Source organism: Agarivorans sp. Alg241-V36, assembly GCF_900537085.1.
GTDB lineage: Bacteria > Pseudomonadota > Gammaproteobacteria > Enterobacterales > Celerinatantimonadaceae > Agarivorans.
Map to the genome: position 1 here is coordinate 160,713 of NZ_UNRE01000008.1, position 24,944 is coordinate 185,656.

The 24,944-nt window shown below is 42.2% G+C and carries 16 protein-coding genes and 5 tRNA genes; 13 read left to right on the plus strand and 8 right to left on the minus strand.

The genetic code is table 11. The features are described from left to right. Positions 1-205 precede the first annotated feature (205 nt). The gene (locus G6R11_RS18165; protein ID WP_163134488.1) at positions 206-1,039 is read left to right on the plus strand and encodes a hypothetical protein; all 834 of its coding nucleotides are present in this window, start codon (positions 206-208) and stop codon (positions 1,037-1,039) included. A gap of 54 nt (positions 1,040-1,093) precedes the next feature. Here G6R11_RS18165 and G6R11_RS18170 read toward each other — a convergent pair whose 3' ends face one another. Further along, positions 1,094-3,790, minus strand: a complete 2,697-nt coding sequence (locus G6R11_RS18170) for a hypothetical protein (protein WP_163134489.1) — start codon at positions 3,788-3,790, stop codon at positions 1,094-1,096. A gap of 377 nt (positions 3,791-4,167) precedes the next feature. Between G6R11_RS18170 and G6R11_RS18175 the strand changes: the two genes are divergently transcribed. Beyond that, complete coding sequence (locus G6R11_RS18175; RefSeq protein WP_163134490.1) at positions 4,168-7,503, plus strand: esterase; 3,336 nt, start codon at positions 4,168-4,170, stop codon at positions 7,501-7,503. Between the two features lie 44 nt (positions 7,504-7,547). Here the strand turns inward: G6R11_RS18175 and G6R11_RS18180 are convergent, their stop codons facing one another. Further along, positions 7,548-8,729: a hypothetical protein gene (locus G6R11_RS18180; RefSeq protein ID WP_163134491.1), complete on the minus strand. Its 1,182-nt coding sequence runs from the start codon at positions 8,727-8,729 to the stop codon at positions 7,548-7,550. Positions 8,730-9,183: 454 nt separating this feature from the next. On the opposite strand from G6R11_RS18180, the gene G6R11_RS18185 reads away from it, so the two are divergent. Then, complete coding sequence (locus tag G6R11_RS18185; protein WP_163134492.1) at positions 9,184-9,516, plus strand: PBPRA1643 family SWIM/SEC-C metal-binding motif protein; 333 nt, start codon at positions 9,184-9,186, stop codon at positions 9,514-9,516. A 29-nt stretch (positions 9,517-9,545) separates the two neighbouring features. On the opposite strand, the gene G6R11_RS18190 is transcribed toward G6R11_RS18185, so the two are convergent. Next, positions 9,546-10,076, minus strand: coding sequence for a YaeQ family protein (locus G6R11_RS18190; protein ID WP_163134493.1), 531 nt, complete (start codon positions 10,074-10,076; stop codon positions 9,546-9,548). Positions 10,077-10,168: 92 nt separating this feature from the next. Continuing rightward, entirely contained in the window at positions 10,169-11,707 is a 1,539-nt protein-coding gene (locus tag G6R11_RS18195; RefSeq protein WP_205472922.1) for a DUF3369 domain-containing protein, read from the minus strand. 176 nt (positions 11,708-11,883) lie between these two features. Here G6R11_RS18195 and G6R11_RS18200 point away from each other — a divergent pair, with 176 nt between their 5' ends. Further along, a complete protein-coding gene (locus tag G6R11_RS18200) occupies positions 11,884-13,104 on the plus strand; it encodes a GGDEF domain-containing protein (protein WP_163134495.1) in 1,221 nt (406 codons plus the stop codon). A gap of 74 nt (positions 13,105-13,178) precedes the next feature. Here the strand turns inward: G6R11_RS18200 and G6R11_RS18205 are convergent, their stop codons facing one another. Then, positions 13,179-14,369: an amino acid aminotransferase gene (locus G6R11_RS18205; RefSeq protein ID WP_163134496.1), complete on the minus strand. Its 1,191-nt coding sequence runs from the start codon at positions 14,367-14,369 to the stop codon at positions 13,179-13,181. Between the two features lie 215 nt (positions 14,370-14,584). Between G6R11_RS18205 and G6R11_RS18210 the strand changes: the two genes are divergently transcribed. Together G6R11_RS18210 and tpiA are read left to right on the plus strand one after the other, a co-directional pair. Further along, complete coding sequence (locus G6R11_RS18210; protein ID WP_163134497.1) at positions 14,585-15,361, plus strand: ElyC/SanA/YdcF family protein; 777 nt, start codon at positions 14,585-14,587, stop codon at positions 15,359-15,361. 115 nt (positions 15,362-15,476) lie between these two features. After that, positions 15,477-16,229 carry a triose-phosphate isomerase gene (gene tpiA / locus G6R11_RS18215; RefSeq protein WP_163134498.1) on the plus strand — a complete coding sequence of 251 codons (753 nt, stop codon included), beginning with the start codon at positions 15,477-15,479 and terminating at the stop codon, positions 16,227-16,229. Between the two features lie 59 nt (positions 16,230-16,288). Here tpiA and uvrB read toward each other — a convergent pair whose 3' ends face one another. Beyond that, entirely contained in the window at positions 16,289-18,280 is a 1,992-nt protein-coding gene (gene uvrB, locus G6R11_RS18220; protein ID WP_163134499.1) for an excinuclease ABC subunit UvrB, read from the minus strand. A gap of 657 nt (positions 18,281-18,937) precedes the next feature. Between uvrB and G6R11_RS18225 the strand changes: the two genes are divergently transcribed. The 6 genes from G6R11_RS18225 to G6R11_RS18250 all read left to right on the plus strand — a co-directional run bounded on the left by G6R11_RS18225 (position 18,938) and on the right by G6R11_RS18250 (position 21,423). Continuing rightward, positions 18,938-19,013 (plus strand) — tRNA-Asn (locus tag G6R11_RS18225). Positions 19,014-19,042: 29 nt separating this feature from the next. Next, positions 19,043-19,118, plus strand: a tRNA-Asn gene (locus G6R11_RS18230). 34 nt (positions 19,119-19,152) lie between these two features. Next, positions 19,153-19,228 (plus strand) — tRNA-Asn (locus G6R11_RS18235). 27 nt (positions 19,229-19,255) lie between these two features. After that, positions 19,256-19,331: transfer RNA gene (locus G6R11_RS18240), tRNA-Asn, on the plus strand. A 27-nt stretch (positions 19,332-19,358) separates the two neighbouring features. Then, a tRNA-Asn gene (locus tag G6R11_RS18245) sits at positions 19,359-19,434 on the plus strand. Positions 19,435-19,578: 144 nt separating this feature from the next. After that, positions 19,579-21,423 carry an EAL domain-containing protein gene (locus G6R11_RS18250; RefSeq protein WP_163134500.1) on the plus strand — a complete coding sequence of 615 codons (1,845 nt, stop codon included), beginning with the start codon at positions 19,579-19,581 and terminating at the stop codon, positions 21,421-21,423. On the opposite strand, the gene nrdG is transcribed toward G6R11_RS18250, so the two are convergent. Continuing rightward, entirely contained in the window at positions 21,424-21,894 is a 471-nt protein-coding gene (nrdG, locus tag G6R11_RS18255; protein WP_163134501.1) for an anaerobic ribonucleoside-triphosphate reductase-activating protein, read from the minus strand. Further along, a complete protein-coding gene (gene nrdD / locus G6R11_RS18260; protein ID WP_163134502.1) occupies positions 21,895-24,015 on the minus strand; it encodes an anaerobic ribonucleoside-triphosphate reductase in 2,121 nt (706 codons plus the stop codon). 345 nt (positions 24,016-24,360) lie between these two features. Here nrdD and rsxA point away from each other — a divergent pair, with 345 nt between their 5' ends. Beyond that, positions 24,361-24,939 (plus strand): electron transport complex subunit RsxA, encoded by a 579-nt coding sequence (rsxA, locus tag G6R11_RS18265; protein WP_016401451.1) that lies wholly within the window; start codon positions 24,361-24,363, stop codon positions 24,937-24,939. The last annotated feature ends 5 nt before the right edge of the window (positions 24,940-24,944 follow it).

The window sequence follows — 24,944 nt, forward strand, 5'->3', positions numbered from 1 at the left end:
CCTTGATGGTGCCAATCATTGGATTGAGTCCGGGCCCTTATACAAGAGCTTTGCAGTGCTTAATCAATAATTGACCTTAGACATATTTATTTTGAATACAGTTTTAACTTCCTTTGGATGAACTAAAATCTAAAGGCTGAGTTTTTCTAAATACGCTGTTCAGCTGACTCTTAAACCTTTAACAACTTCCCCAGAGGATACAGTTATGAAAGAGCTGATTGTTTTAGCGGTGCATGGCATGGGGCAACGCAAACCTAACTTTGCCGATGGATTAGAAGAGAAACTGACTGATTACCTTGGCGTAGATGTAATGAATAAGGTGTCGTTACAACGCGTTAAGTATTACTCGGCCTTACAGGCCCCGCAAGACCAATTGTTGAATGACATTTGGGGTAAATACCACAATCAATTTAGCACTATATCCAACTTTGGGCGGCGTTTTTTTATGAACTCCTTTGCCGATGCTACAAGCTTAGAAGTAGCTGGGCGTAGGCAAACCGATGAGTACATGAATATTGTTAAAACAATACAAGCCGCTATGTTTAAGGGCATGGATGACTGCGGGTTTAACTTAAACGTGCCAGTGGTGATCATCTGCCATAGCCTTGGCGCTCAGGTCGTTTCTAACTACTTTTGGGATGCGCTAAATAGAAGTAACGCTAAGGTTTGGGATAAACACCACAATGACTTTTTGACGAATATTAGTGATGACAAAATCGCTTACCTAAAAGGTAGCCGAGTAAAACTGCTATTTACTACTGGTTGTAACGTTCCCTTGTTTTTGGGCGGTTTAAGCCAGCGACTGTGTTTTGATAAGCCTAACCCCCAGTTTAGTTGGCTTAACTATTTTGATGCAGATGATTGGTTAGGTTGGCCGCTGAATGACTTAGGCCCTAGTTACCAATTTGTGGTAGATAAGTGTGTTCAGGTTGGCGGGATTATTAGTGGTAATACTCCATGGAGCCATACCCAATACTGGACAGACGATAAGGTTTACCAACCTTTCGGCGACCACTTACGCGGCTATTTGGGCATGTAACAAAGCCAGTTGTTTAATTAGCCGTGCAATCTAGTTGGTTGCACGGCAAGTTGTTTACAGCACTTCGGTTTTGCCACTGCGATCGTATGAAATAACCGGGCTTAACAGTGGCTCGTCTCTACCGAGGTATTTGGCAAGAATAACCAGTAATACCACCGTGGTTTTAGGAAGAGCTTCGGTAAACAAGCCACTAAACCAACCTCTCACCTTTATAAAGGATTGCATTGTGCTAACCAGCTCCTCATTGGCTTGGTTAACCATGTTTATGTAGGCTTTTGGATCGGTACTGTCTAGCGATTCTATTTGCTCACTTAGCTTGCTATATATATCCACAAACTGTGAAAGACGCTGCGCGTTGCCTAATATGGTTTGTACTTTCTTTTGTAGAAGACTATGCGAGGTATGAGCGCCCGAAGGTGCCGAACTGGTAACTTCGGTATCTAAAAAGGCTTCTAGCTGTCGCTTATTGATCTCATCAGCTTTGCTGGCGTATTCGATTTGGCCTTTCTCGGTGCTAGATAATGTCATGTTGTAGAGTAGTTCTATTGCACTGGCTTCTATTTCATTTGGGATTGCCGCAGCTAAACTGCGGATATCTTTGGCACTTAAGCTTAACTGGCACTCGATAATGGAGCGCGACAATTGCTGGCTTTGGTGCAGTACTTTAAAGCGCTCAAGAGCTAATAGGTAACTTTTGCTGTCGATTAACGGCAGTGGCTCATGGCTTAAGGGCGCTAAAAACTGCTGCATTTCTGTTGGGGTCATTACCCCTTTGTCTTCAAAACTTAAACCAATACCGATGTTGGGGCTTGCGCCAAATTTAAGCGCCGCTAATACGTCGAAGGCACTTACAAACTCAGCGCTTCTGCTTTCTTTAAGGGTTTTAGAACTGTGCCTAATTACGTTGTCTGCCTTAAGTTCAAGCAGCTGACCGGTGTGATCAACTTTGGCTTTGGCTAATTTCTCAATCACACTTTGCTGGGAGAATTGAAAATCATCGCCTAAGTTAAATTTAAGGCCGACTTCTTTTCGTAGCTTACAGCTTTTTACTAACCACCCCGACAAATTGCTGATACTGCCTTTTGTCTTCATGGTATTAAGTGCGTCTATATCTATTGGCTTGCCCAATAGAAGATCTTGATACAGTTGTTGTGACGTTGCTGAGCTAACCTTTTGGATGTGAAAACTTAGCATTGCTTCGTTAGTGGTTTGCTTGCCTTGAGTGCCATACAAAGATAAACCAAGCTGTAGATCACCGGCCTTTTTAATGGCTAAGCTAAGGGTTGTGCGCGCTTGGTTGTATTGTTCTAACCAAGTGCTTACACAATCACTTAAGGCTGCATTTAATTGTTGCTGATTTAACTGATCTTTTAGTTTGGTTTTGGCGCTTTTGACTTGTTTAAGCGGCTTGAGCAATGGGCTTACTTTGTCTTGAGCTTGCTCGGCGATTGAGGCTATTTGTTCTGCTACCTTTTCTTTAGCCTTATTGCAGCCTTTAGCAACAAATTCATCGAGTTTTAGTCGGGTTAACATTGCAGGGCTTAAAAAGGTGTTTTCTTGTAAATAGTGACTTATTTGCTCAGACACATTATTAGGGTTACTCATCCACTGCATTGGTTTTAAGCTTAAAGCTAGCGAGAGCTTTTGTTTTACCACCTCGCCCAACTCTGCTGATATGCCTTCGTTATCGCCATCGGCGAGCAGTAAGGCGATGTCTTTCCAATCTTGGTCGCTAAGCGCTTGCGCTAAGTGATCGTCTAACTGCTCAACTAGCCAAGTGCCCGGCTCTTTGTAACCTTCAAGCAGGGATTGTAGTTGTTGCGCGGCACCGTCGAGCTTTTCTAATGGTGTTGTAAGGTAGGCTTCGGCTACTTTATCTAAACCTTCTAAGTTAAGCATTGCGTCTAGGCTTACGCCCTGTTCCTTACTACTGCTGGTAACTTGGTACATGGCTATTTGTAAGCCAATATCCGCAGGTTTTACGACTAGCTTAAACTCTCCGCTGAAGGCGTAATTAGCCTTAAACGATACGCCAGCTGTTGCGTTTAGCTTTATATCTAATACTTGGTTGCTGCTAGATACACTCCACACATGGCCTAAGGTGGCGGTTGTTGAGGTAGATATGGCTCTAGTTTGGTTAACAATGAGGCCTTGAACAGCATGCTTTGGATATTGCGCATTGATGGTTTTGGCTAGGTTTTCTAGCGAAAACAAAGGTAACTTTTCTTTGGCTAGTTGAGCCAAAAAGCCAATTAACTTTTGATCATGTGCCACGGCGCACACTACTTTGACTTGCCACTTAAGATGAGCGTTGCTGGTATTTGCTAAGTTAAGTAATTTGATTGGCAGATTAACACTTAGTCCGGTGTTTAATTGCAAGGCTTGATCAAGCGCTACAGTAGCCATATTAACTTGCTGAAACTCACTATATTGCTGGCTATCTGTTGGTTGTACTAGGTCAATGATTAGGTGGCCGCCGATGCGACCATTTATATCCAAACCTGTCGCTAAAGGCACTTTCCATTGTTCTGTTGCTAACACTAGTGAAGGATCGGTGGCTACCTGCTCGATAAATGAAAACAAGCTTTTAAGCTCTGAGGCATCTATACCTAGTTTGCCTAATAGTTTTTTAGCGCCATTGTCTAATGCTTCCCAGGCTTTAGCCTTGCCTTGTTCAACAACAATCCCCTCTACCTGCTCAACTTTTTCAACAAGCTTATTAAGCGCTAGATTTAGATCTAAAAGTGCCATTTTCGAATCCTTTCAACATGGTGGCTAGATAAAAACTGTGAGAGTAAGAACCACACTAAGCATAGTTTAGTTAGTCGTCAGAGCGTCTACAAACACGCTAGATTCAATCGTTAATACGGTACCCATGGTCAGCAATAACTAGTACCGGTTTGAAAGATGACCATCAAAATAGCCGACTATCTCCCTGCGAATATTAATATCTTTTATATCAATAAATCGTGAAGCGATTCACTTTCCTCACATTTGCTATCGATATAATCATCAACAAGGTTTGTAACCTTATTTGTACCTTTTCTACACATTTAAAAAATTCAAAGAGCTTGCTAACAACCGAAAGCCAAGAAAGGTACCTAACTCTAATAAAGTGGGAAAAACTAATGATAAAAAGAACCTTAGTAGGTAAAGGCTTTATTGGCCTTACATCTATGTTACTAATTAACGGCTGTATATTTGACGACGATGCCATAAGTTGTGAAGCCCCTTTAGCATCCAATGCTGACGGAACCGCATGTGTTAGAACCGCCCCCTACTCGGTGCCTTTGTTTTTAAAAGGTAGCTTTAGTGGATGGTCGGCTGAAGACCAATTTAAATTGAGCTTTAGCGAAGACATTTACCGCCTAGACAACGTAGAGTTTCTAGCCGGTGTGCATGAATTTAAAGTAGCCGACGAAAACTGGACTTTAGAAACGACCTTTACTGCAAATATTGACCAACTCACCCAACTTGATGCCAATACCGATTACCCGCTAACCACTGGCGAAGCTGCTGCAAACATGGCCTTGGTACTCGAATCTTCTGGCGTGTATGACTTTGTATTGAGTGTTGGTGAGGATTTAGCGTCACCAGTGTTTAGCTATAAAGAAGATGTTCCCCCTTTAGGGCAAAAGATTTACGTTCGTGGTGGCTTTAACGGCTGGACGAGTGATGATGAGCTTAAATACTTAGGCGACAACAAATACCAATTAACTAAGCAAATAGCGCCCGGTAATCACGAGTTCAAAATAGCCTATGCTGATTGGTCTAGCGAATGGGTTCTCGATAACGAAGATGCTGTGGTAGCTGTGCTTGATGAAAGCTATACCTTAAGTGAAGGTGGACCTAACAGTAGCTTTTTTGTAACCGAAACAGCCTTCTACCAGTTTACAATTGATGCTAGCCAACCGTCTGCCTTAGTGTTTATGGTTACCGAAACCGACGGCAGTGGTGATGTAAGCATTGATCCTCATTTAGAACACGAGCTCGTTCACGAGGTGGTTTACGACAATGTTTTAGATGACGGAACAAGCAAAGCTAAGTTTTCAGTTAAAACCGCCAGTGACGAACTTCGAGAATACGCTCAATCTACTTCTCAAGATTTACGTGATCCGGGCAATGATTACACTGTATATAAAGAACTGGAAGGACAACCTAGCTCGCGAACAGGCAACATAGCCTTTGATGCTCTATTTGCATTATCGTTGAACGAAACCCTGCAAAACAGCGTAAGTGAGATCGTAGATGATAACTATAACGGTGGCGAAGCTATTCCCTGTGATTGCTTTGAAACCGGAGCTAAATGGCATTATGTTTGGACGCGAGACTTATCTTATGCAGCTAATTTAGGCCTGGCTTTAATTGACCCTCAACGGGTTCAAAACTCCTTAGAATTTAAGCTTTCACCTTATCGAGATGGTCAGGCCAAACCTGTCTATGCCAAAGGCTCTAACGATGGCTTACAAATAGTGCAAGATACGGGCACCGGTGGAAGCTGGCCAATTAGTACCGACCGAGTAGCATGGGCTTTAGGTGCAGAAAAACTTCTCCATAATCTAACAGGGGAAGCGCGAAGTGGGTTTATAGCCAAAGCTTACCCTGCACTGGTAAACACCTTAGAGAATGACCGAATAGCGGCCTATGACGCTAACGACGAGTTATACAGAGGTGAACAATCATTTTTGGATTGGCGTGAGCAAAGCTATGCCAGCTGGATAGTAAATGACATATCTAGATTAGGTAGCAGTAAAGCCCTTTCAACCAACGTTTTGCACTACAAGGCAATGCTACTTGCCAGCGCATTAGCAAATGAGCTTGGCAACAGCGCTGATTCTACTAAATATCAAGAGTGGGCTAGCGATCTAAAAGCGGCTATTAATCGGGAGTTTTGGTTAGCCGATAGAGGCTTATACAGCAGCATCATTGCAGGCCATCAAGACGCTGCTCCCTTGTATAAATTTGACTGGTTAGGTCAAGCATTGGCAGTTGTAACCGGAGTAGCGGATGAGAGCCGTGCTGCCAGCGTTGTAGCCAATTATCCGCACGGTGATTTAGGCGCACCCGTAATCTATCCTCAGCAGCCTAATATAGCGATTTACCACAACCGAGCAGTATGGCCATTTGTAACAGCTTATGGTTTAAAAGCTGCGATAAATACCAACAACGTGGCTGTTGCTAATGCGGCCTACGATACCTTAATTAGGTCGGCATCGTTAAACATCTCCAACATGGAGAACCTCGAGTGGTTGAGCCTTAAACCTAATCTATTGGATATAGATAACCCTGGCTTATCTGGGCCAGTGATTAATTCTACACGGCAGCTTTGGTCAGTTGGTGCTTACGTTGGTATGGTGGTAGATGGAGTATTTGGACTGCAAACTGATGAAATGGGTTTAACTCTTAAACCGTTTATAACCAGTAAACTTCGTCGCAATCTATTTACCGATAGCAATAGTGTTCGCTTAGAGGGCTTAACTCTTCGTGGCCATAATATTAATCTGCAAATCACCTTACCAAGCGCTAGCGAGGATACCGGTTACTATCCGGTGCAAAGTGTTAGCCTTAATGGTGTAGATGCTAGTTCGTCAATTGATTGGAGCGCGCTGACCGAGACCAATGACATTGTGATTACCCTAGGTAGTTTACTTAACGGTAGAACGGATATAACTATGGTAACTGCTGCGCCATTAGAGAACGAAAACCCTGAAGTATTTGCGCCACTAGAGCCAAGCATTGAGCGAGTATATTTAGAAAACGGTTTATTGGCTGTAGAGCTAAGCGATAGCCAAAATACAGCCCAGGTAAACTACCGTATTTACCGCAATGGAGAACAAATAGCGGCCAACCAAGCACTAGGTGTTTATCAGGATAACATTGCGCCACAAGCTGGTGTTGCTGCTTGCTATAGTGCCGAAGCAGTGTTTGTTAGTTCAAACAACGTTTCCCACCGCAGTGAACCATTGTGCTTTAGCGCTAGTCAAGAAGTGTTGGTAGATGACTCTCGAGTAATCAGTAACTTAAGTATTAGCCCTGCAGATGACATCATCTCGCAACCTTACTTAAGCCAGTGGGGGCAGCCTGATGATACCTTTGTGTTAAACAATCTGCAGATTGATGCCAATGGTACTTACAACATCCAAGTTAAATACCATAATGATCATAACGCCATTAACTTAGGTGTGACTAACGCGACGAAATGGTTGCTTGTTCGCAATAGTGATGGTGATGTTGTTGCCGAAGGTCTATTGCAAATGCCTCATGCGCGCACCCGTAGCGGAACAAAGCCTTTGGTTTACTCCACACCTTTTACTGCTGATCTAGAGATGGGCGCATACAGTTTAAGCCTGCATGACTTTTACAATATGAGTTATCTAGAAGCTAACAGTACTTTTACCGACACTAGAGAATCAGCTATCAATCGTGTTGATCTTGCAGCAATCAAAGTAGAACCAAGCTTTTAACTAAAACGATAAGCCAGTGCTTAAATCACTGGCTTTTTTCTTCACTACTTAGCATGAAACGCGATAGGCCACATAAAATCTAAAGGCACGAAACCGTCTCCTAAGTATAGATTTGGTTTATCTGCCGAGGGTTGGGCGTAGTATTGCGGAGTTAGTTTGCCTACGGGTACCGAAAACGGAAAGTAGGTTTCTGTTTCTGGATTAATGGCTGCAGTAGCGTGGCAGGTGTGGCAAGAAGAGTTGAAGCTAGCCCAGTAACTAGGTTGTGCGGTGTTAGGCGCCCCTGCAAAGTCTTCCATGTCGGTATGACCCAATATTACCGGAACTTTCCCTTCGGCATTTACGGTATAACGTATTTGAGTACCATTGGGGGAATAGTGCTCAAAGCCAAAGTTACTAATACCACCTTGTTTAAGTATCTTATCTCTTTGCTTCTCTGACATTGGCTCACGTTGGGTGACAAACTTGTCGCGCACATGTTCTAAGCCTGGGTTACCGTTAAATTCGAATGTGGTCCAAAACCAGCTGGGTTCCTCGCTATAAAACAAATCATCATTGTTTTTTAGAGAACGCATTTTGATCATGATGTGCACTCCCCTCCACCAATACTCGCCAGACTCAAACTTAAATGTGAGAGCGCCTTTGGGTGCACCTCCAGGAGGTACTTTTAGCCATGAAGCTTTTAGTTCGATAGAGCCCACAGGCATGTCTACTTGATTACCAGCTTTTAGGTAAGTTAACACGCCAAGTTTGGTATTTAACTTGGCTGTTTCAGTTAGATACTTGTAGCCAACAACGTTACGGGTAACCTCTTCATTGGCAGAATCAGGGTCCGTCATCGATACTTCGCCGGCTAACACTTTCTTAGAAGTCACTTCGGTAATGTCGGCGCGATTTTTCTCTGTAAATTTAAAGGTTGGAAAGGTTTTAAATGTGTCATCATCAGTAGCCCATGCCATCCATTGGGGGACTAGATTTGATTTGGATACACCATGACCATCTTTGATTAACTGGTTAATTCTGGTGAATACCATCCATGCAAATTGTTCGCGAACTCTTAGATCATCATCAAAAGCCATAGTGGTGCAATCTGCAGCAAACTGTTGATCAGATTTGTTAAACCAATCATGTTCACATTGATCATAGTTAGAAGCTGAACAAGCAGTAGAAGCTATGGCTACACTTAAGCCAAACAAGCTTTTAGAAATAGTATTTAACTTTGTCATATCAGGTCCTTAGCCTTGTTGTTAAGCCCGATCCTTTGAGCCGTATTGCAGTTCTAATACTTCAAAGATCTATGTCGATGCTCTACAAAGGCTAGTTCGCACCAAACTAATTAACAAATCCAATATTAGCTAGTCAAGGCCTCGTACTTTGTCAAACTGTCAATGTTGACAGTAACCAAACTCCCCAGTAAGTGCTTTAATTTACTTAACTATTCGTAACAACGACTAGTTCTCGCGTTCTGTTCAACTTGAGAGTGGTTGGCTATGGCCACTCCCACCCCTAAATATTTTGTTGAATATGTTTTGCCTTTGTATTGCCACTTTTTTAAGTGGCTTTTTTTTGCTCGAATGACTCTCCCTTACAGCCTTAGCTTTAAAAGACCCCTTATTTAGTTTATTTGTAATAAATATTGCTGTATAAGCCTGCACTAATTAATTTGTTTCGGGGGAATATATGTCTAAGTTCTTTTTTAAAGGTCGCATTGAGAAAAAGCCAAAGCATGAAAGCTTTGGATTTAACACTAAGCGAGAAGTAAAAATTGGAACCGAAGAAAACCCTTTATCTCTGTTGGTAAACAGCGAAGAGCGTAAGCAGGAGCTGAGCCAGCGAGCAGCTGAGCATGAGCTATTTGTAGATGTAATCGTAGATAGCGAAGCTGAAGAAAATATTGAACAGCTAGAGCTGTTAATTGCTAAACCTAGCACCAAGGTGGTAGAAAAAACACCTAAACGCAATGACCCTTGCAGTTGTGGAAGCGGCAAAAAATTTAAAAAGTGTTGCGGATAAAAAGGAAGCGAAGGCTTCCTTTTTAAGGATTACTTTAAGCTCTTCCAGTGGATCTCTATTTCATTGTCGTCACTGGTTACATAGGCAGATTCTTCGGTAACCGTGACTGACATATCCATGGTGCGTTGAGTGAAGCTGGCTAATGTAACCATTTCTTCCCAGCTAAACTGCCACACTTCTGCGTCCAACAGCTTGATTTTATTCTCTGTTTGTTGCCACCAAGTGTCTGATTTTGAATTAAAACTGTATACCTTCGCTTGTTTCGCCAACCTTGTTGCTTTTTTAATTCGCTCTGGTGTTGGCTCACCTACATCTATCCACAGCAAGGTGTCGCCTTCTAGAGATTTTTGCCATATGTCGGGTTGCTCTACTTCGCTAAGCCCTTTGGTGAACTCTAGATCTGCTTCAGCATTTAAACAATAAGCCATAGTGCGCGCCATCATTCGCTCTAGGGTTTCAGATGGATGCTGAGCAATAGTGAGGTTGATAGTGTCGTAATAATTGCGGTTTAAATCTGATAAGGAAATGCGCAATTTATAGATTGTAGGTTTAAGTGCCAAAAGAAGGCCTTCTCAACAGTAATGCTAAGCAAGTCACTTAGCTGAATAATGCTGTGAGAATGCGCCTTTTAAGGATAAAACTCAATAAAAACTTAGTCTGGGTAAGCGTTTCTTATTTCTAGGAATTCATCAAAGTCATTGACAAGAATATCAACCAGTTGCGGATCGAAATGCTTGCCTTTTTGTTCGCTAATGAATTGTTTGATCTCGTCATTGCTCCACGGCTCTTTATAAGAACGTTTAGAGCCTAGGGCATCAAATACATCGGTAATAGCCATGATTCGCCCAACAAGTGGTATATCTTCTCCAGCAAGTTGACGAGGGTAACCGCTGCCATCCCATTTTTCATGGTGACACAATGAAATCTCTGCGCCTAAGCGGGCAATAATTTTATTTGAATCAGCCAATAGGTCATAACCCACTTGCGCGTGGGTTTGCATAATTTTCCATTCTTCGGCATCTAACTTACCAGGCTTATGCAAAATAGACTCTGGGATAGCAATTTTACCTAAGTCGTGTAACGGCGCTGCGTGTTTAAACGCTTCTACAAACTCTGGATCGAAATCGAGTTTTTTGGCCATTAACTCACAAATCAACGATACCCGTTTTACATGAGAACCGGTTTCTTTACTGCGCTGCTCAATAGCGTCACCAATAATGAATATCAGCTCTTTTTGAGTATCTTGAATTTCTTCTTTAATGGTGAGATTTTCAAAAGTGAGGGCAATATTGGTGGCGAATACCTCAAGTAAACCTTTTTCGATATCATCTAGAGGATTCTCGTGTTGTACGTACAACAAGCTCACACTTCGACTATCAGTTGGGTAAAAGCCTACGTAACAGTTATCTGTCACTAGTGTTTTCTTTTCATCTAGAGCACGTTTTAGTAACTGTTTTACTTCTTCCGGGATTTTACTTTGGTCAAAGTTGTATTCGTTATGCTCGTTGGTAACAAAATCACCGGTAGCAGCAAGCACATTAAAAGACTGATGACGAAGCACATCTTCGGTAAGTGTTGTGATGTACATAGCCGAGCTTTCAAGCTGAAACAGCTCAACCAATTGTTTTAGCACCGCAGAGCCAAAGTGATACAAGGTTTTACTTTTAAGCACCAAAGATGTGGACTCAATAACCTTTATCAAGCCTTGACGGTGGCGCTCAATAAACAAGATATCTCGGTAAGAGCGAATAGCAGAATAGGTAATGGTTTTAAGCTTAGTGGCGGTTAACTCGGTTTTACTTTTGTAATCATTAATATCGTAGTCTTTAATGACCGATTCTTCGGGAGCCTGCCCTGGTTGGCCGGTTCGCAAAATTAAGCGGGTTGCATGATTTTCTTTGGTTTCTCTAATCCACCTAACTAGTTCTAAACCAGCATGGTCGGTTTCCATGACTACGTCTACGAGTGCGATGGCAATATCGTTATGCTCTTCGAACATACGTTGTGCTTCTTCAGCACTGTAGGCCGACAAAAACTCGAGCTTGTAACCATCAATTTCCACATCAGATAATACTAATCGTGTTACAGAATGAATTTCTGCTTCGTCATCAATGACCAGTAACTTCCATGTTGGTTTGGTAACTTCTTCTGAAGGCTCGTCGATATCATCGATGAAAAGAAAGTCACTCATGCCCTGCTCCATTATTCTTAGTTACACTAAAATTAGAACAGCAACTGCATAATATCAAAGACTATTATGAAGTTGCTGAAGAAAACTTAGAGGCTAAGCGCGTTATTGCTTGGTTATTGATTCAAAAACTAGCAATAGTTCGATAAAATCAATTCAAACTCAATCACTTGAAATCTATGGAAAGTAGACTCACTAGCCAAAACATACTGCCTCCTGTAATCATCTTATCGATCGCGAGTGCACTGCTTATTTGGCATTCATCATTATCGGCAAGTACTCATGACATTATTTACTGGATGCCTTATGGCTTAGCAGCAATTACTGCAATGTTGGCACTGCAGTTTAACCGCCGACAATTAATCGCGGTGGTGATTGTAAACACCTTTAGCTACTGGCTCATCGCCAGTTATCTACAGCAACCGTTAAGTATCCCAGAAGCAAAGTTTGCCTTTACTGCTGTATGTTTATTTATCCCGATTAACTTAGTGTTAAACCAGTTCATCAATGAAAATGGCAGTACCACGCCTCGCGCACTAACTATTTATGGATTTTTGTTAGTACAAATGGCCGGCATCTCGCTAGCGCTAAACTTTTTTGTTGCTGACACCGCTGAGTTTATTACTGAATGGTTTGAACCTAGGCCTAGAGAAGGCTTGGTGATGAGCTTAGCTGCATTGGGTTTGTCTGCTGTTTGTATTGTTGCTGCATTTTTTCGCTGGGCATATAAATCTACCAGTTTAACCATTGGTTTATTTTTTAGCTTTATCGCGAGTTTATTCCCATTGATGTTTTTAGATCGTGAAGCTATCTCTTCGGTATTTTTCACGGCTTCAATGCTAATCATGCTTTATGCCGGGTTTAGGGCGTCTCATGAGTTGGCTTACCGTGATGAGTTGACTGGATTACTTGGTAGGCGAATGTTATTTGAGAAGCTCGCTGGCATGTCTAAAAACTACAGTTTAGCGATGGTAGACATTGATCATTTTAAAAAGTTTAACGACACCTATGGCCACGATGTTGGAGATGACGTTTTAGCTATGGTGGCATCTAAACTTGATCAGATTGAAGGCGGCGGCCAAGTTTTCCGCTACGGCGGCGAAGAATTCACTGTGCTGTTTAGAGGTAAAAAGCTCGACCACGCCATCGCCTTTTTAGACGATATTCGCGATATTATTTCTGAAACTCCCTTTGCAATTAGGGATAAAACCAGCCGTGAAAAAGGTGATAAAACCACCCGAAACGAGGAAGCTAAACCCAAAAATACAGTACAAATTACTGTGAGCATAGGCGTAGCCGAAAAGGCCGGTCATCACGCTAGCGCGGAAGAAGTCATTAAAGAAGCAGATAACGCGCTTTATAAGGCGAAGAACAAAGGTAGGAATATCGTTGTTGGTTAAGAGATAAACCAGAAAACCAAATAAAAAGGGGTTAAACGATTAACGTTTAACCCCTTTTTTGTATCGAAGAGTGCTTAAACTACTGCAGCAATAGCTGCACAAAGCGCTTCCATGTTGTCTTTAGTCATGCCTGCTACGCTGATACGGCCAGAACCTACGATGTACACACCGTGTTGTTCTTTTAAGGTTTGTACTTGCTCTTTGCTTAAACCAGAGAACGAGAACATACCATTTTGACGTTGAATAAAACTGTAATCGCCAGTGGCACCTTTAGCGGCTAAGGTTGCTACAAACAAGTCGCGCATTTCTTTAATACGCTCACGCATTTCGGCTACTTCGGCAACCCACTGAGCTTTTAGCTCTGCATCTTGCAGAATAGTTGTTACTACTGCAGCACCATGTGAAGGTGGGTTTGAATAGTTAGCACGAATACCGGCTTTAACTTGGCTAAAGGCTGTCGCGCCCTGCTCTTTATCTGCAGCAACTAAGGTAAATGCACCAACGCGCTCGTTGTATAAACCGAAGTTTTTAGAGAAAGAACTCGCAACCAGTAGCTCTTTAATCTGCTTAGCAAAAATGCGCAGGCCTGCGGCGTCTTCTTCTACACCAGTAGCAAAACCTTGATAAGCGAAGTCAAATAACGGAAGTGCCTTTTTCGCAGCGGTTAAGGTAGCTAACTGTTCCCATTGCGCTTGTGTTGGATCAATACCCGTTGGGTTATGACAACAACCGTGGAACAATACCAAGTCGCCTTCAGCAACTTGCTCTAAAGATGTCAGCATTGCATCAAAGTCGAGATCTTTAGTTTCAGCGTTGTAGTAGTCGTATGCTTTAACTTCTAAGCCAAGAGCTTTAAAAATGTTACCGTGGTTAGCCCAAGTTGGGTTGCTTACCCAAACTGTGCGTACACCCAAATGGTTGTAAGCAAATTCAGCTGCGTTATGCAGAGCACCTGTTCCGCCAGGAGATTGAGCGGTAAATCCGCGTTGGCTAACTACGATTTCACTATCTGCACCAAACAGCAATTTTTGAACTTCTTTGCCGTAGGCTGGATTACCTTCAATGCTAAGGTAAGATTTGGTAGCTTCGTTTTCTAAAAGACGCTTTTCGGCGATCTTAACGGTAGCTAAAACTGGGGTTTGACCTGCTTCATTCTTGTAAATACCAACACCAAGATTGATTTTGTTGGGACGTTCGTCAGCTTTAAAAGCTTCTGTTAACCCTAATATTGGATCTGCGGGGGCTGCGGATACGCGCTCAAACATATTTTCCTCACTGCTAATTACATACCTGTATTGTGCGAAGATTACCCTAAGTCGCTAAACCTGTCTTTAGTCACAGAAAAAAATATCGGGAAAATTTTGATTTAACGCATTAATTTGGCTTAAGCCGCTATTTTTGGTAATTTTTAGGGTCTGTGATTCCACCAACGAGTGCAATCAATTAAGATGCCTGTAAGGCTTATGAGAGAAACCACTATATGGATTTAAGTTTAGGTTTTATCGTAAAAAAATGGCTAGGCTCGCTGCTTATGCCGCTTAACATTTCGCTGTTCTTTTTGTTGCTCTCTTTTTATTTTGGCATAACAAAACGTCCCTACCGTGCTGCAGCGACTCTAGTACCTGCATTGGCAATTTTGTTAGTTACCAGTAACCCTTGGTGGGTTAACCAACAATTGCTTAAAAATGAGCGCGAGCTATTGGCACCAAGCCAGCTGGTTGATAGTTTTGATTTTGTGGTGGTTTTAGGCGGTGGCCATATTAGTGATCCAATGCTTTCGCCTACAGAGCAGCTTAGTCGTTCTTCTTTTGCGCGAATTACTAAAGGTATTGAGTTAAGTTTGGTTAATCCGCAAAGCCGCTTAATTGTGTCTGGCTACGGCGGTAGCGATCCCAACAGCAATGCAGAGCTTATGGAGAAAGTAGCGCGACAAGCCAATATTCCCCCAGCGAATATTATTACCATTCCAAAAGCCAAAGATACTGAACAAGAAGCGGCGGTCATCGCTACATATATAGGACAGCGCCCTACCGCATTAGTGACTAGCGCAACCCACATGAAGCGCGCTTTACAGCATTTTAATAAGTACTCAAGCAATATAAGCCCGGTGCCTACCGATTATTTAGGCAAAGAAGTTCAAGGAGAACAACGACTTTATGAGTTTTTGCCTGACGCTCGCTTTATCCACCGACATGATGCTTTGTGGCATGAAAAACTGGGCATTTGGTGGCAAAAAATACGTACTTATTTTTCTTAATCGTTTGTTTTAGATCAGCAATTTACAGTTTTAGAGAGATAATTTTCCTTAAACACTACGTTTTTGTAATTTATTCACTATAATCGAGCCAGTTTATTTAAAGGAGAGACGCACAATGAGAACACCTCTAGTAATGGGTAACTGGAAACTAAACGGTACTAAAGATTCTGTTACCGCATTAGTAAATGGCTTAATCGAACCAGCTAAAGCAGCTACTAACGTGCAAACAGCAATTTGCCCGCCAGTAGTATTCTTAGGTCAAGTTGAAGCCTTAGTGGGTGATGCTCCTATTGCTTACGGTGCACAAGATGCAAGCGTAAACACTTCAGGTGCATTTACTGGTGAAAACTCTCCAGTAATGTTGAAAGAATTTGGTTGTACTTACAACCTAGTTGGCCACAGTGAGCGTCGTCAGTACCACAACGAAACTGATGCTGTAGTTGCTGCTAAGTTCAAAGCAATTCAAGAAAACCAACTAGTACCTGTACTATGTATTGGTGAAACTCTAGAAGAGAACGAAGCAGGTAAAACTGAAGCTGTAGTTGAAACTCAACTTAAAGCTGTTATCGATCTTTGTGGTGTTGAAGCATTAGAAAATGCTGTTATCGCATACGAGCCAGTTTGGGCTATCGGTACTGGTAAATCTGCTACTTCAGAGCAAGCTCAAGCTATTCACGCTCACATCCGTGGTTGGTTAGCTGCACAAAGTGCAACTGTTGCTGAAAAAGTTCAAATTCTTTACGGTGGCAGTGTTAAAGCCGCTACAGCTAAAGAACTTTTCTCTCAAGCTGACATTGATGGCGCGCTAGTTGGCGGTGCTTCTCTAATGGCTGAAGAGTTTGGCGCGATTATCGCTGCTGCAAACTAATACAGTTTCATTAAAAAAGCCGCTGTATTTACAGCGGCTTTTTTTTGTTCTTTTTTTAGCTAGCTCATTTTCACTAGTTGTTCTTGTAGTTCGTTTATTTCATCCCGCACCGCCGCAGCCTGCTCAAATTCCAGCTCTTTGGCATGATTGATCATTTGTTTTTCTAACTTCGCAATATTCTTCAGCATAATTTCTGGTGTGAGTGCTGCATACTTAGCTTTAGGTTCAGCAGCTTGAAGCACTTTGCTTTTACCAAAGTTACTAATATCCACGACTTTTTTGTTTAGCTTTTGCGGAACAATCCCGTTATCAAGATTAAACTGGTGTTGGATCTCTCTACGACGGTTGGTCTCCCCTATCGCTCGTTCCATAGAGCCAGTAATTTTGTCGCCATAAAGAATCGCTTTACCTTGAGGATGTCGGGCTGCACGACCAATGGTCTGAATGAGTGAACGCTCTGAACGAAGAAAACCTTCTTTATCCGCATCCAGAATGGCGACTAGCGATACCTCAGGCATGTCTAGGCCTTCTCGAAGCAAGTTAATGCCGACTAGTACATCAAATACTCCCATACGTAAGTCTCGGATGATCTCAACCCGTTCTACGGTATCGATATCTGAGTGCAAGTAGCGCACTTTTACCTGATGCTCAGTAAGGTACTCACTCAAGTCTTCTGCCATTCTTTTAGTGAGTGTGGTTACCAGCACGCGTTCATCTATGGCGGTGCGTAAGCGAATCTCAGAGAGTAAGTCGTCGACCTGAGTATTTACTGGGCGAACTTCTATCTCTGGGTCTAATAAGCCAGTGGGCCTAACAACTTGTTCAACAAATTCTTGATTGGTTTTTTCTAGTTCATAATTACTTGGCGTTGCCGACACAAAAATTGTTTGTGGTGCAATTTGCTCAAACTCTTCAAACTTTAGTGGCCTGTTGTCTAACGCCGATGGCAAACGAAAACCATAATTCACCAAATTTTCTTTACGTGAACGGTCACCCTTATACATCGCACCTATTTGCGGAACCGTCACGTGAGACTCGTCAATAATAAGAATGCCGTCAGCTGGCAAGTAGTCCAATAAGGTTGGTGGTGGCTCGCCAGGAGCGCGAGTAGACAGGTAGCGTGAATAGTTCTCGATGCCTGAGCAATACCCTAACTCATTCATCATTTCTATGTCGAATAGGGTGCGCTGTGATATTCGCTGCTCTTCAATTAACTTGTTTGCATCTAATAACTGTTTCTTGCGCTCGTTTAACTCTTCTTTTATAGAAGAGATAGCATTAAGAATTGTTTCACGAGGTGTTACATAGTGGGTTTTCGGGAAGATTGTAACCCTGGCCATTACGGCTTCTTCGGCTCCAGTTAACGGATCAAAGCTGCTAAGCCGCTCCACTTCCCCATCAAATAGCTCAATGCGCACCGCATTTTTATCTGACTCAGCGGGGAATACATCAATAACATCTCCGCGAACTCTAAAGGTTGAGCGCTGAAAAGCTGCATCGTTACGTGAATATTGTAATTCGGCTAAGCGACGTAAAATGGCGCGTTGGTCTATCATGTCCCCAACACTTAAGTGCAACATCATTTGTAGATAAGACTGAGGATCGCCTAAGCCGTATATAGCCGACACCGAGGCAACCAACACTACGTCACGTCGCTCTAATAAGGCCTTAGTTGCCGACAAGCGCATTTGCTCGATGTGGGAGTTAACAGATGCATCTTTCTCTATAAAGGTGTCTGTTGTAGGCACATATGCTTCTGGTTGATAGTAGTCATAGTAAGAAACAAAAAACTCTACTGCGTTATTAGGAAAGAATTCCTTCATTTCACTATATAGTTGGGCAGCTAAGGTTTTGTTAGGCGCAAGGACAATAGTTGGTCGATTTTGCTCTGCAATAACATTTGCAACAGTAAAGGTTTTACCTGAACCGGTAACCCCTAACAGAGTTTGATGAGCGAGGCCGTCTTCTAAGCCTTCTATAAGACTTGAAATAGCCGTTGGCTGATCGCCTGCCGGTTTGTATTCGGATACTAGATCAAATGGTTTTTTCACAGCTCTACTTACCAATCATTTGAAAGTTTTATCATCCGCTTATTCTACGCAAAACCTAGCCATAACCAAAAGGCGTATTAGTCTTGTAAAGAAAATCAGCATTGTTTAGCAGAGTATATCGCCAACTTAAAATCAATAGCAGATAACCCTAAATTGTGCACAGTAAGATGATTGTAATGAAAAGTAATGCACAACATTTTTTTTGTAAAAGCAACAACTTTTTTTACAGGTTAAAAATTGAGCTTTTATACCAATATCTAAATAAGTTGTTGATTAATAGCAATTAAAAGCAAAAAACGATGTAGATCAAATTTGAGCCTATGCTAGGCAATCATTGGGCTGTAGCCCTTAAGCGACTTTTAATGCACACAGTTATCCACAAAATCAGTGGATAAGTCACGCTAGCTACCAGCACCAAAGGCTTTTACATATTGTGTATAATTTTCGCGCAATCATCCTTAGCTATAAAGAAAACAGTTTTTATGATAATTAATTATCTGCGCATTTTTTATACCAGCTGAACAAGTTTCGATCTGTAGTTTGCAACAACTGGATGTAAGTTGAGCAAACAAACAGAAATTGTCATTTTTGACGTAGAATTAGTTGACACTTATAGGGGCAATTATTACTATGCGCCCCGCACTTAAGCAAAGCGATTCCCCAATAGCTCAGTTGGTAGAGCGGTGGACTGTTAATCCATGTGTCGTTGGTTCAAGCCCAACTTGGGGAGCCAAATCTCCTTTGCTTAGTCGAAATCAAGATTCCCCAATAGCTCAGTTGGTAGAGCGGTGGACTGTTAATCCATGTGTCGTTGGTTCAAGCCCAACTTGGGGAGCCAATCTTGATGACAATAGGTCAATACCTTATATGATTCCCCAATAGCTCAGTTGGTAGAGCGGTGGACTGTTAATCCATGTGTCGTTGGTTCAAGCCCAACTTGGGGAGCCAATCATATAACTAGATATACCTTACGATTCCCCAATAGCTCAGTTGGTAGAGCGGTGGACTGTTAATCCATGTGTCGTTGGTTCAAGCCCAACTTGGGGAGCCACTCCTTTTATCTAGTAAGCCCTATAATTCCCCAGTAGCTCAGTTGGTAGAGCGGTGGACTGTTAATCCATGTGTCGTTGGTTCAAACCCAACCTGGGGAGCCACACTTTCTTTCTTGTTCCTGCTATCTCCTTTTCGAAAATTACCAATCCTCAAAATATATTACCTAATCCTAAGCATCTGATAGATAAGTCTAATGTTTGCATGTATCATCATTAGAGATTGCTGATTTATTAAACAGGTAGGATATGAAAGGCCTTAGAACATTTTTTGTTGTAAATGCTTTTTTATTTATCGCGCTATGGATTGCGCTGGTGGGCGTGCACGTACAGTTGTTTAAACTGGATTTAGCGCGTGAAAACCAACAGATCAATACCCTGCTCTCTTTGCAGTTAACTGAAGTAGGCCAGCTCAATCAAGATTACTTAGCCACTTTACGTGACCAACACCAACTTAGTTTTATATCTACCCAGTTAGCCGTAGATAATACCCTGGCTTTAGTTGGTGCTACTCAACATTGGTTAGTTGACTTAGCTGAACCGAGTAAAACAGCCATGCAAACCATTGCTGTTGATAAATTCCAAGTAAACTTTAAGCCTTCTTTTGAATTTGTCAGCGATGGCTATTTGCGTTTGTATCTCACCATAGCCGCGCTTTGTGCCATGGGCTATTTACTTACCAGCCTTCTATATATACGTGCTATGTCACGTGTTAAGAGCAAACTGAAAAAATTAGTAAACGCTGATCGCTTAGTGGACGAAAAACCGGTACTTGGCGCTGTAGGCGAGTTAATCAAAGATCAAAAACAGCAGTTTACTCAGCAAATCCGCCAACAAAAACACGCCATTCAACAACTTGAAAAGCAAGTAGCTTTAGACCCATTAACCGGTCAATTTAATCGACACTCTTTCCGTCAAAAAATGCAGGAAATGTTAAAAACAACACCTAAAGATACGGTGTTGTTTTTAGTAAGAGCCTCGCAGCTTGAAGAAATAAACAAAGCGCGTGGCCACCAAGCGGGTGATGATTACATTAGAGATATCGCCAAGATAATCGATGTAAACCGTAAAGATTACTCGTCTAGTTCGTTATTTAGATTATTAGGAGCAGAGTTCGCTCTAATATTGCCTAAGTTTCCTGCCAGCAGAGTCAGCCAAATAGCTCAGGCTTTAAAAAGCTCTTTAAATGAATACAGTAATGGTAAGCAAATGCAAAGCGCCGCGTATACCGGTGTAACCGAACTTAAAAGCGGTGACTCTATAGAACGAGTGATTGCTCGTGCCGATGCCGCATTAGCTATCGCTCAAAGCTTATCTCCCAACGGCTGGGAAATAGTGCTCGAAGATGATGAAACATTAGAAAGTAGCGAACTACAGTGGCACTCAACCATTAGTTCGCTGATTAACAAAAGTAACTTCCGACTAGCCTCCCAAGCCATCCAATCGCTGCATCGTACAATGCCTGCGTACCATGAAGTCTTTATTCGGTTTTTAAGTGACAATCAGCAGCAGCTACCTACAGAAACTACCATGGTAATGGCACAGCGCCTGGGCATGATATTAGAGCTTGAAAAGGCAACTATCGGCTACATTCTTCATACCATCTCTAGCCAAAATGCTGAATATCGCTGGGGAATAAATCTAAGCAAGCTTATCTTAACCGACCCTGACTTTTGTTCTTGGCTAACACAGTTGCTACTCACCTACCCTAATTTAAAATCTCGGGTCGTTTTTGAGTTAGAAGAAGAAATATTAGATATGCACTTAAGCAACGCTAGAAAACTGTTCGAAGTGCTTCGCCGGAACAGCTGCCACACTGCCATTGCTGATTTTGGTAACGGTATTGGTTCGTTTAAGTTATTTAAAGAACTTAAACCTAACTACGTAAAGATCAGCAGTGATTTAGTGCAGGCTCTTGAAAGTGATAAAGCCAATCAACAATTTGTAAGTATGTTGGTAGAAGTATCACATCGACTTGGTTGCCAAGTTATTGCTCAAGGTGTTGAAACCTTAGAGCAAAAACAACTGCTTGAATCGATGTATGTAGACAGCTTGCAGGGCTACTTAATATCTCGCCCCGAGCTTATTGCTTAATTACTGAAGGGGTTGGCAGTGGATGATTTGATTGCTACTGCCACGCCATTGTAATTTTGGATCAGCCAGTTCTTGCTCAAATTTTCCATCTATTAAGGTATCTACTTGTTTAACGATGGCCTGTTGTTGCTGGCTTAGTTCTTCTAGGCGATACCCGGTCCACATCCAAATATCTTTACCAGCACACTCTGTTTTTACCCGCTCGACTAGGCGTTGTACAGCATCTAAATTATTAGGATGCAGCGGGTCGCCGCCACTTAAGCTAAGCCCCTTTCGGCGAATCCTTGTGTCGTTTAAATCATTGATGATCTGTTGCTCTAACTCTGCGGTGTAAGCGTGACCCGCATCGCAACGCCATGACTTTTGGTTATAGCAACCGCGACATTGGTGCTCACAGCCAGCAACAAACAAGGTACAGCGTGTACCTTGTCCGTTCACCACATCTACCGAATGGTAACTCAAATAATTCATTTACAAATGTTTCACTCGGCGTTTAACTTCTTCTTGTTTGCCATAGTTAAATGGACGTGCATCAGGGCTTCCTAAATAGCCACATACTCGTCGAGTAACAGATACCTTACTCGATTCAGTATTGCCACAAGAAGGACACTCAAATCCCTTACTGGTACAGTTAAACTCGCCGGTAAAATCACACTCGTAACATTCATCAATAGGCGTATTAGTGCCGTAATAAGGAACGCGACTATAGCTGTAATCCCAAACATCTTCTAAGGCTTCTGTGTTGTGCTGCATGTTCGGATATTCACCGTAACAGATAAAACCGCCACTGGTTACAGAAGGATAAGGCTGTTCAAAATCAATCTTGTCGAAAGGATTTACTTTCTTTTCTACATCTAAGTGGAAGCTATTGGTGTAGTAACCTTTATCAGTTACGCCCTCAATCACCCCAAACTTTTTAGCGTCTAAGCGGCAGAAGCGATCGCATAAGTTTTCGCTTGGCGTGCTATATAAGCTGAACGCGTAACCACTTTCTTTTTCCCAACGTAAAGTGGCTTGTTTTAAGGCAGTCACGATGCCGATAGCTTTTTGTTGTAGCTGTTTGCTGTCGTAAACGTGGTCGCTGTTTTCGTATAGAGCATTTACGGTTTCATGTAAGCCAATGTAACCTAATGAAATTGACGCTCGGCCATTCTCAAAGATTTTCGACACATCATCTTCGGCATTTAAACGCACACCACAAGCACCTTCCATATATAGGATTGGAGCAACCTTTGCCTTCACACCTTTTAGGCGAGAAATACGACTATCTAATCCGTGTTTCGCTACGCTTAAACGCTGATCGAGAAGTTCGAAGAAGCGTTGCTCATCACCTTTGGCCTCTATGGCGATGCGCGGTAGGTTTAAGCTGACCACACCAAGGTTATTACGACCATCATGAATGTCTTTACCTTCTTCTTGGTAGTGACCTAAGAAACTACGACACCCCATTGGGGTTTTAAATGAGCCCGTTACTTCGACAACTTTGTCGTAGTTTAGGATATCCGGATACATGCGTTTAGAAGCACATTCTAATGCCAACTGCTTAATATCGTAGCTTGGATCGGTTTTCTTATGGTTTAAGCCATCTTTAATTGCAAATACAAGTTTAGGGAACACCGCTGTTTTGGCATTTTTGCCTAACCCTGCAATACGATTATCTAGGATTGAACGTTGAATGAGTCGCGAAGCCCAGCAAGAACCCAAGCCAAAACCAAAAGTAACAAATGGTGTTTGCCCATTCGCAGTGTGTAGGGTGTTTACTTCGTACTCTAGAGACTGGAATGCATCGTGACATTCTTTTTCAGTTTGTGCTTTAGCGTAAGCTTCGGCATCCGCTATTTGCCATTTATTCGCAGTAGCTAAGTGCTTTTCGTGACTTTTAGTTACGTAAGGCGACAAAATCTCATCGATGCGATTAATTGTTGTGCCACCATAAATATGACTGGCAACCTGAGCGATGATTTGGGCAGTTACGGCAGTCGCCGTTGAAATTGATTTTGGCGTTTCAATTTCAGCGTTACCCATTTTGAACCCACCGGTTAACATGCCTTCTAAGTCGATAAGCATACAGTTAAACATTGGGAAAAATGGCGCGTAATCTAAATCGTGAAAATGGATTTCGCCTGTTTCGTGTGCCTTTACAACGTCACGCGGAAGTAAGTGAGTTTTTGCGTAGTGCTTTGCCACAATGCCCGCTAATAAATCGCGTTGAGTTGGGATAACCTTGCTGTCTTTGTTAGCATTTTCGTTTAATAGCGCTGCGTTACTTTGCTCAACCAAACCACGGATTTCAGCGTTCAGTACACTACGCTTTTCGCGCGCAACATCACGGTCGTGACGATACTCAATGTAGGCTCTGGCTAAGGTTTTGTTGTCACTTTCCATCAAGTAGTTTTCTACCGAAGATTGGATATCATTGATATCTACTTCAGGTAAGTTCAAAAACTGCTCGGTTACTTTTTGGGTAATTTGTAATGCAACTAGGTTATCCTTAACACCTAAAGCTTCTGCTGCTTTAAGTACTGCATCTACAATCCGCTTTGCGTCGTAAGGTACACGGCTTCCGTCTCGTTTTATCACGACTGTTTTCACGATTTACGCTCCAATTTCACTCACTCACTAAATAAAAAACTGTGGAACCCGCGCCGCTAAAGGCTTCTAACAATGAACTGCTCAAAAATGCGCCCAATGTGATGGTTATCCATATATTGTGGTTAAGGATTTTAGATCCCACTAGATATAGTAGTCGAGAGATTTTAAGGATAAAGCAAATACAAATGATCGAGATCAACCGAAGGGTAAAAAGTAGATTTAATCGCTCAAAAATGATTCACAACTCACAGCAAATTTTTAGCGCCTTTTCCACATTGAAGTCACGGTTGTTATACGTACCACAAACAAGGATAATAGCGGCTCGTTCCGCTGCATCTTATTTAAATGACTGAATATTTGTTATTATTAATCAGTACCGTACTGGTTAACAATTTTGTGCTGGTTAAGTTTTTGGGTCTATGCCCATTTATGGGTGTGTCCAGCAAAGTAGAAACCGCTATAGGTATGGCTTTAGCGACCACTTTTGTGCTTACCCTCGCCTCAATGAGTTCTTATCTAGTAGAACAATACATATTGTTGCCACTAGATATTGTGTATCTGCGCACCATGAGCTTTATCTTGGTAATAGCCGTTGTCGTGCAGTTCACTGAGATGTTTGTACAAAAAGCCAGCCCAGCGTTACACCGAGTATTAGGCATTTATCTACCGCTTATCACCTCTAACTGTGCGGTATTAGGCGTGGCGCTATTAAACATTAATGAGCAGCATGATCTATTTGAATCAATTATCTATGGTTTTGGCGCAGCAGCGGGTTTCTCTCTAGTGTTAATTTTGTTCTCAGCAATGCGTGAGCGCTTAGTGGTAGCTGATATACCACTACCGTTTAAGGGTGCGGCGATCGCCATGATCACGGCGGGGCTTATGTCCTTAGCCTTTGTCGGTTTTACTGGATTAATTAAGTAGTATAT

Bases quoted from the DNA above. Each gene is read 5' to 3' on its own strand.
- G6R11_RS18165 (WP_163134488.1), top strand. From the start codon at position 206: ATGAAAGAGCTGATTGTTTTAGCGGTGCATGGCATGGGGCAACGCAAA.
- G6R11_RS18170 (WP_163134489.1), bottom strand. From the start codon at position 3,790: ATGGCACTTTTAGATCTAAATCTAGCGCTTAATAAGCTTGTTGAAAAA.
- G6R11_RS18175 (WP_163134490.1), top strand. From the start codon at position 4,168: ATGATAAAAAGAACCTTAGTAGGTAAAGGCTTTATTGGCCTTACATCT.
- G6R11_RS18180 (WP_163134491.1), bottom strand. From the start codon at position 8,729: ATGACAAAGTTAAATACTATTTCTAAAAGCTTGTTTGGCTTAAGTGTA.
- G6R11_RS18185 (WP_163134492.1), top strand. From the start codon at position 9,184: ATGTCTAAGTTCTTTTTTAAAGGTCGCATTGAGAAAAAGCCAAAGCAT.
- G6R11_RS18195 (WP_205472922.1), bottom strand. From the start codon at position 11,707: ATGAGTGACTTTCTTTTCATCGATGATATCGACGAGCCTTCAGAAGAA.
- G6R11_RS18200 (WP_163134495.1), top strand. From the start codon at position 11,884: ATGGAAAGTAGACTCACTAGCCAAAACATACTGCCTCCTGTAATCATC.
- G6R11_RS18205 (WP_163134496.1), bottom strand. From the start codon at position 14,369: ATGTTTGAGCGCGTATCCGCAGCCCCCGCAGATCCAATATTAGGGTTA.
- G6R11_RS18210 (WP_163134497.1), top strand. From the start codon at position 14,585: ATGGATTTAAGTTTAGGTTTTATCGTAAAAAAATGGCTAGGCTCGCTG.
- tpiA (WP_163134498.1), top strand. From the start codon at position 15,477: ATGAGAACACCTCTAGTAATGGGTAACTGGAAACTAAACGGTACTAAA.
- G6R11_RS18250 (WP_163134500.1), top strand. From the start codon at position 19,579: ATGAAAGGCCTTAGAACATTTTTTGTTGTAAATGCTTTTTTATTTATC.
- nrdG (WP_163134501.1), bottom strand. From the start codon at position 21,894: ATGAATTATTTGAGTTACCATTCGGTAGATGTGGTGAACGGACAAGGT.
- rsxA (WP_016401451.1), top strand. From the start codon at position 24,361: ATGACTGAATATTTGTTATTATTAATCAGTACCGTACTGGTTAACAAT.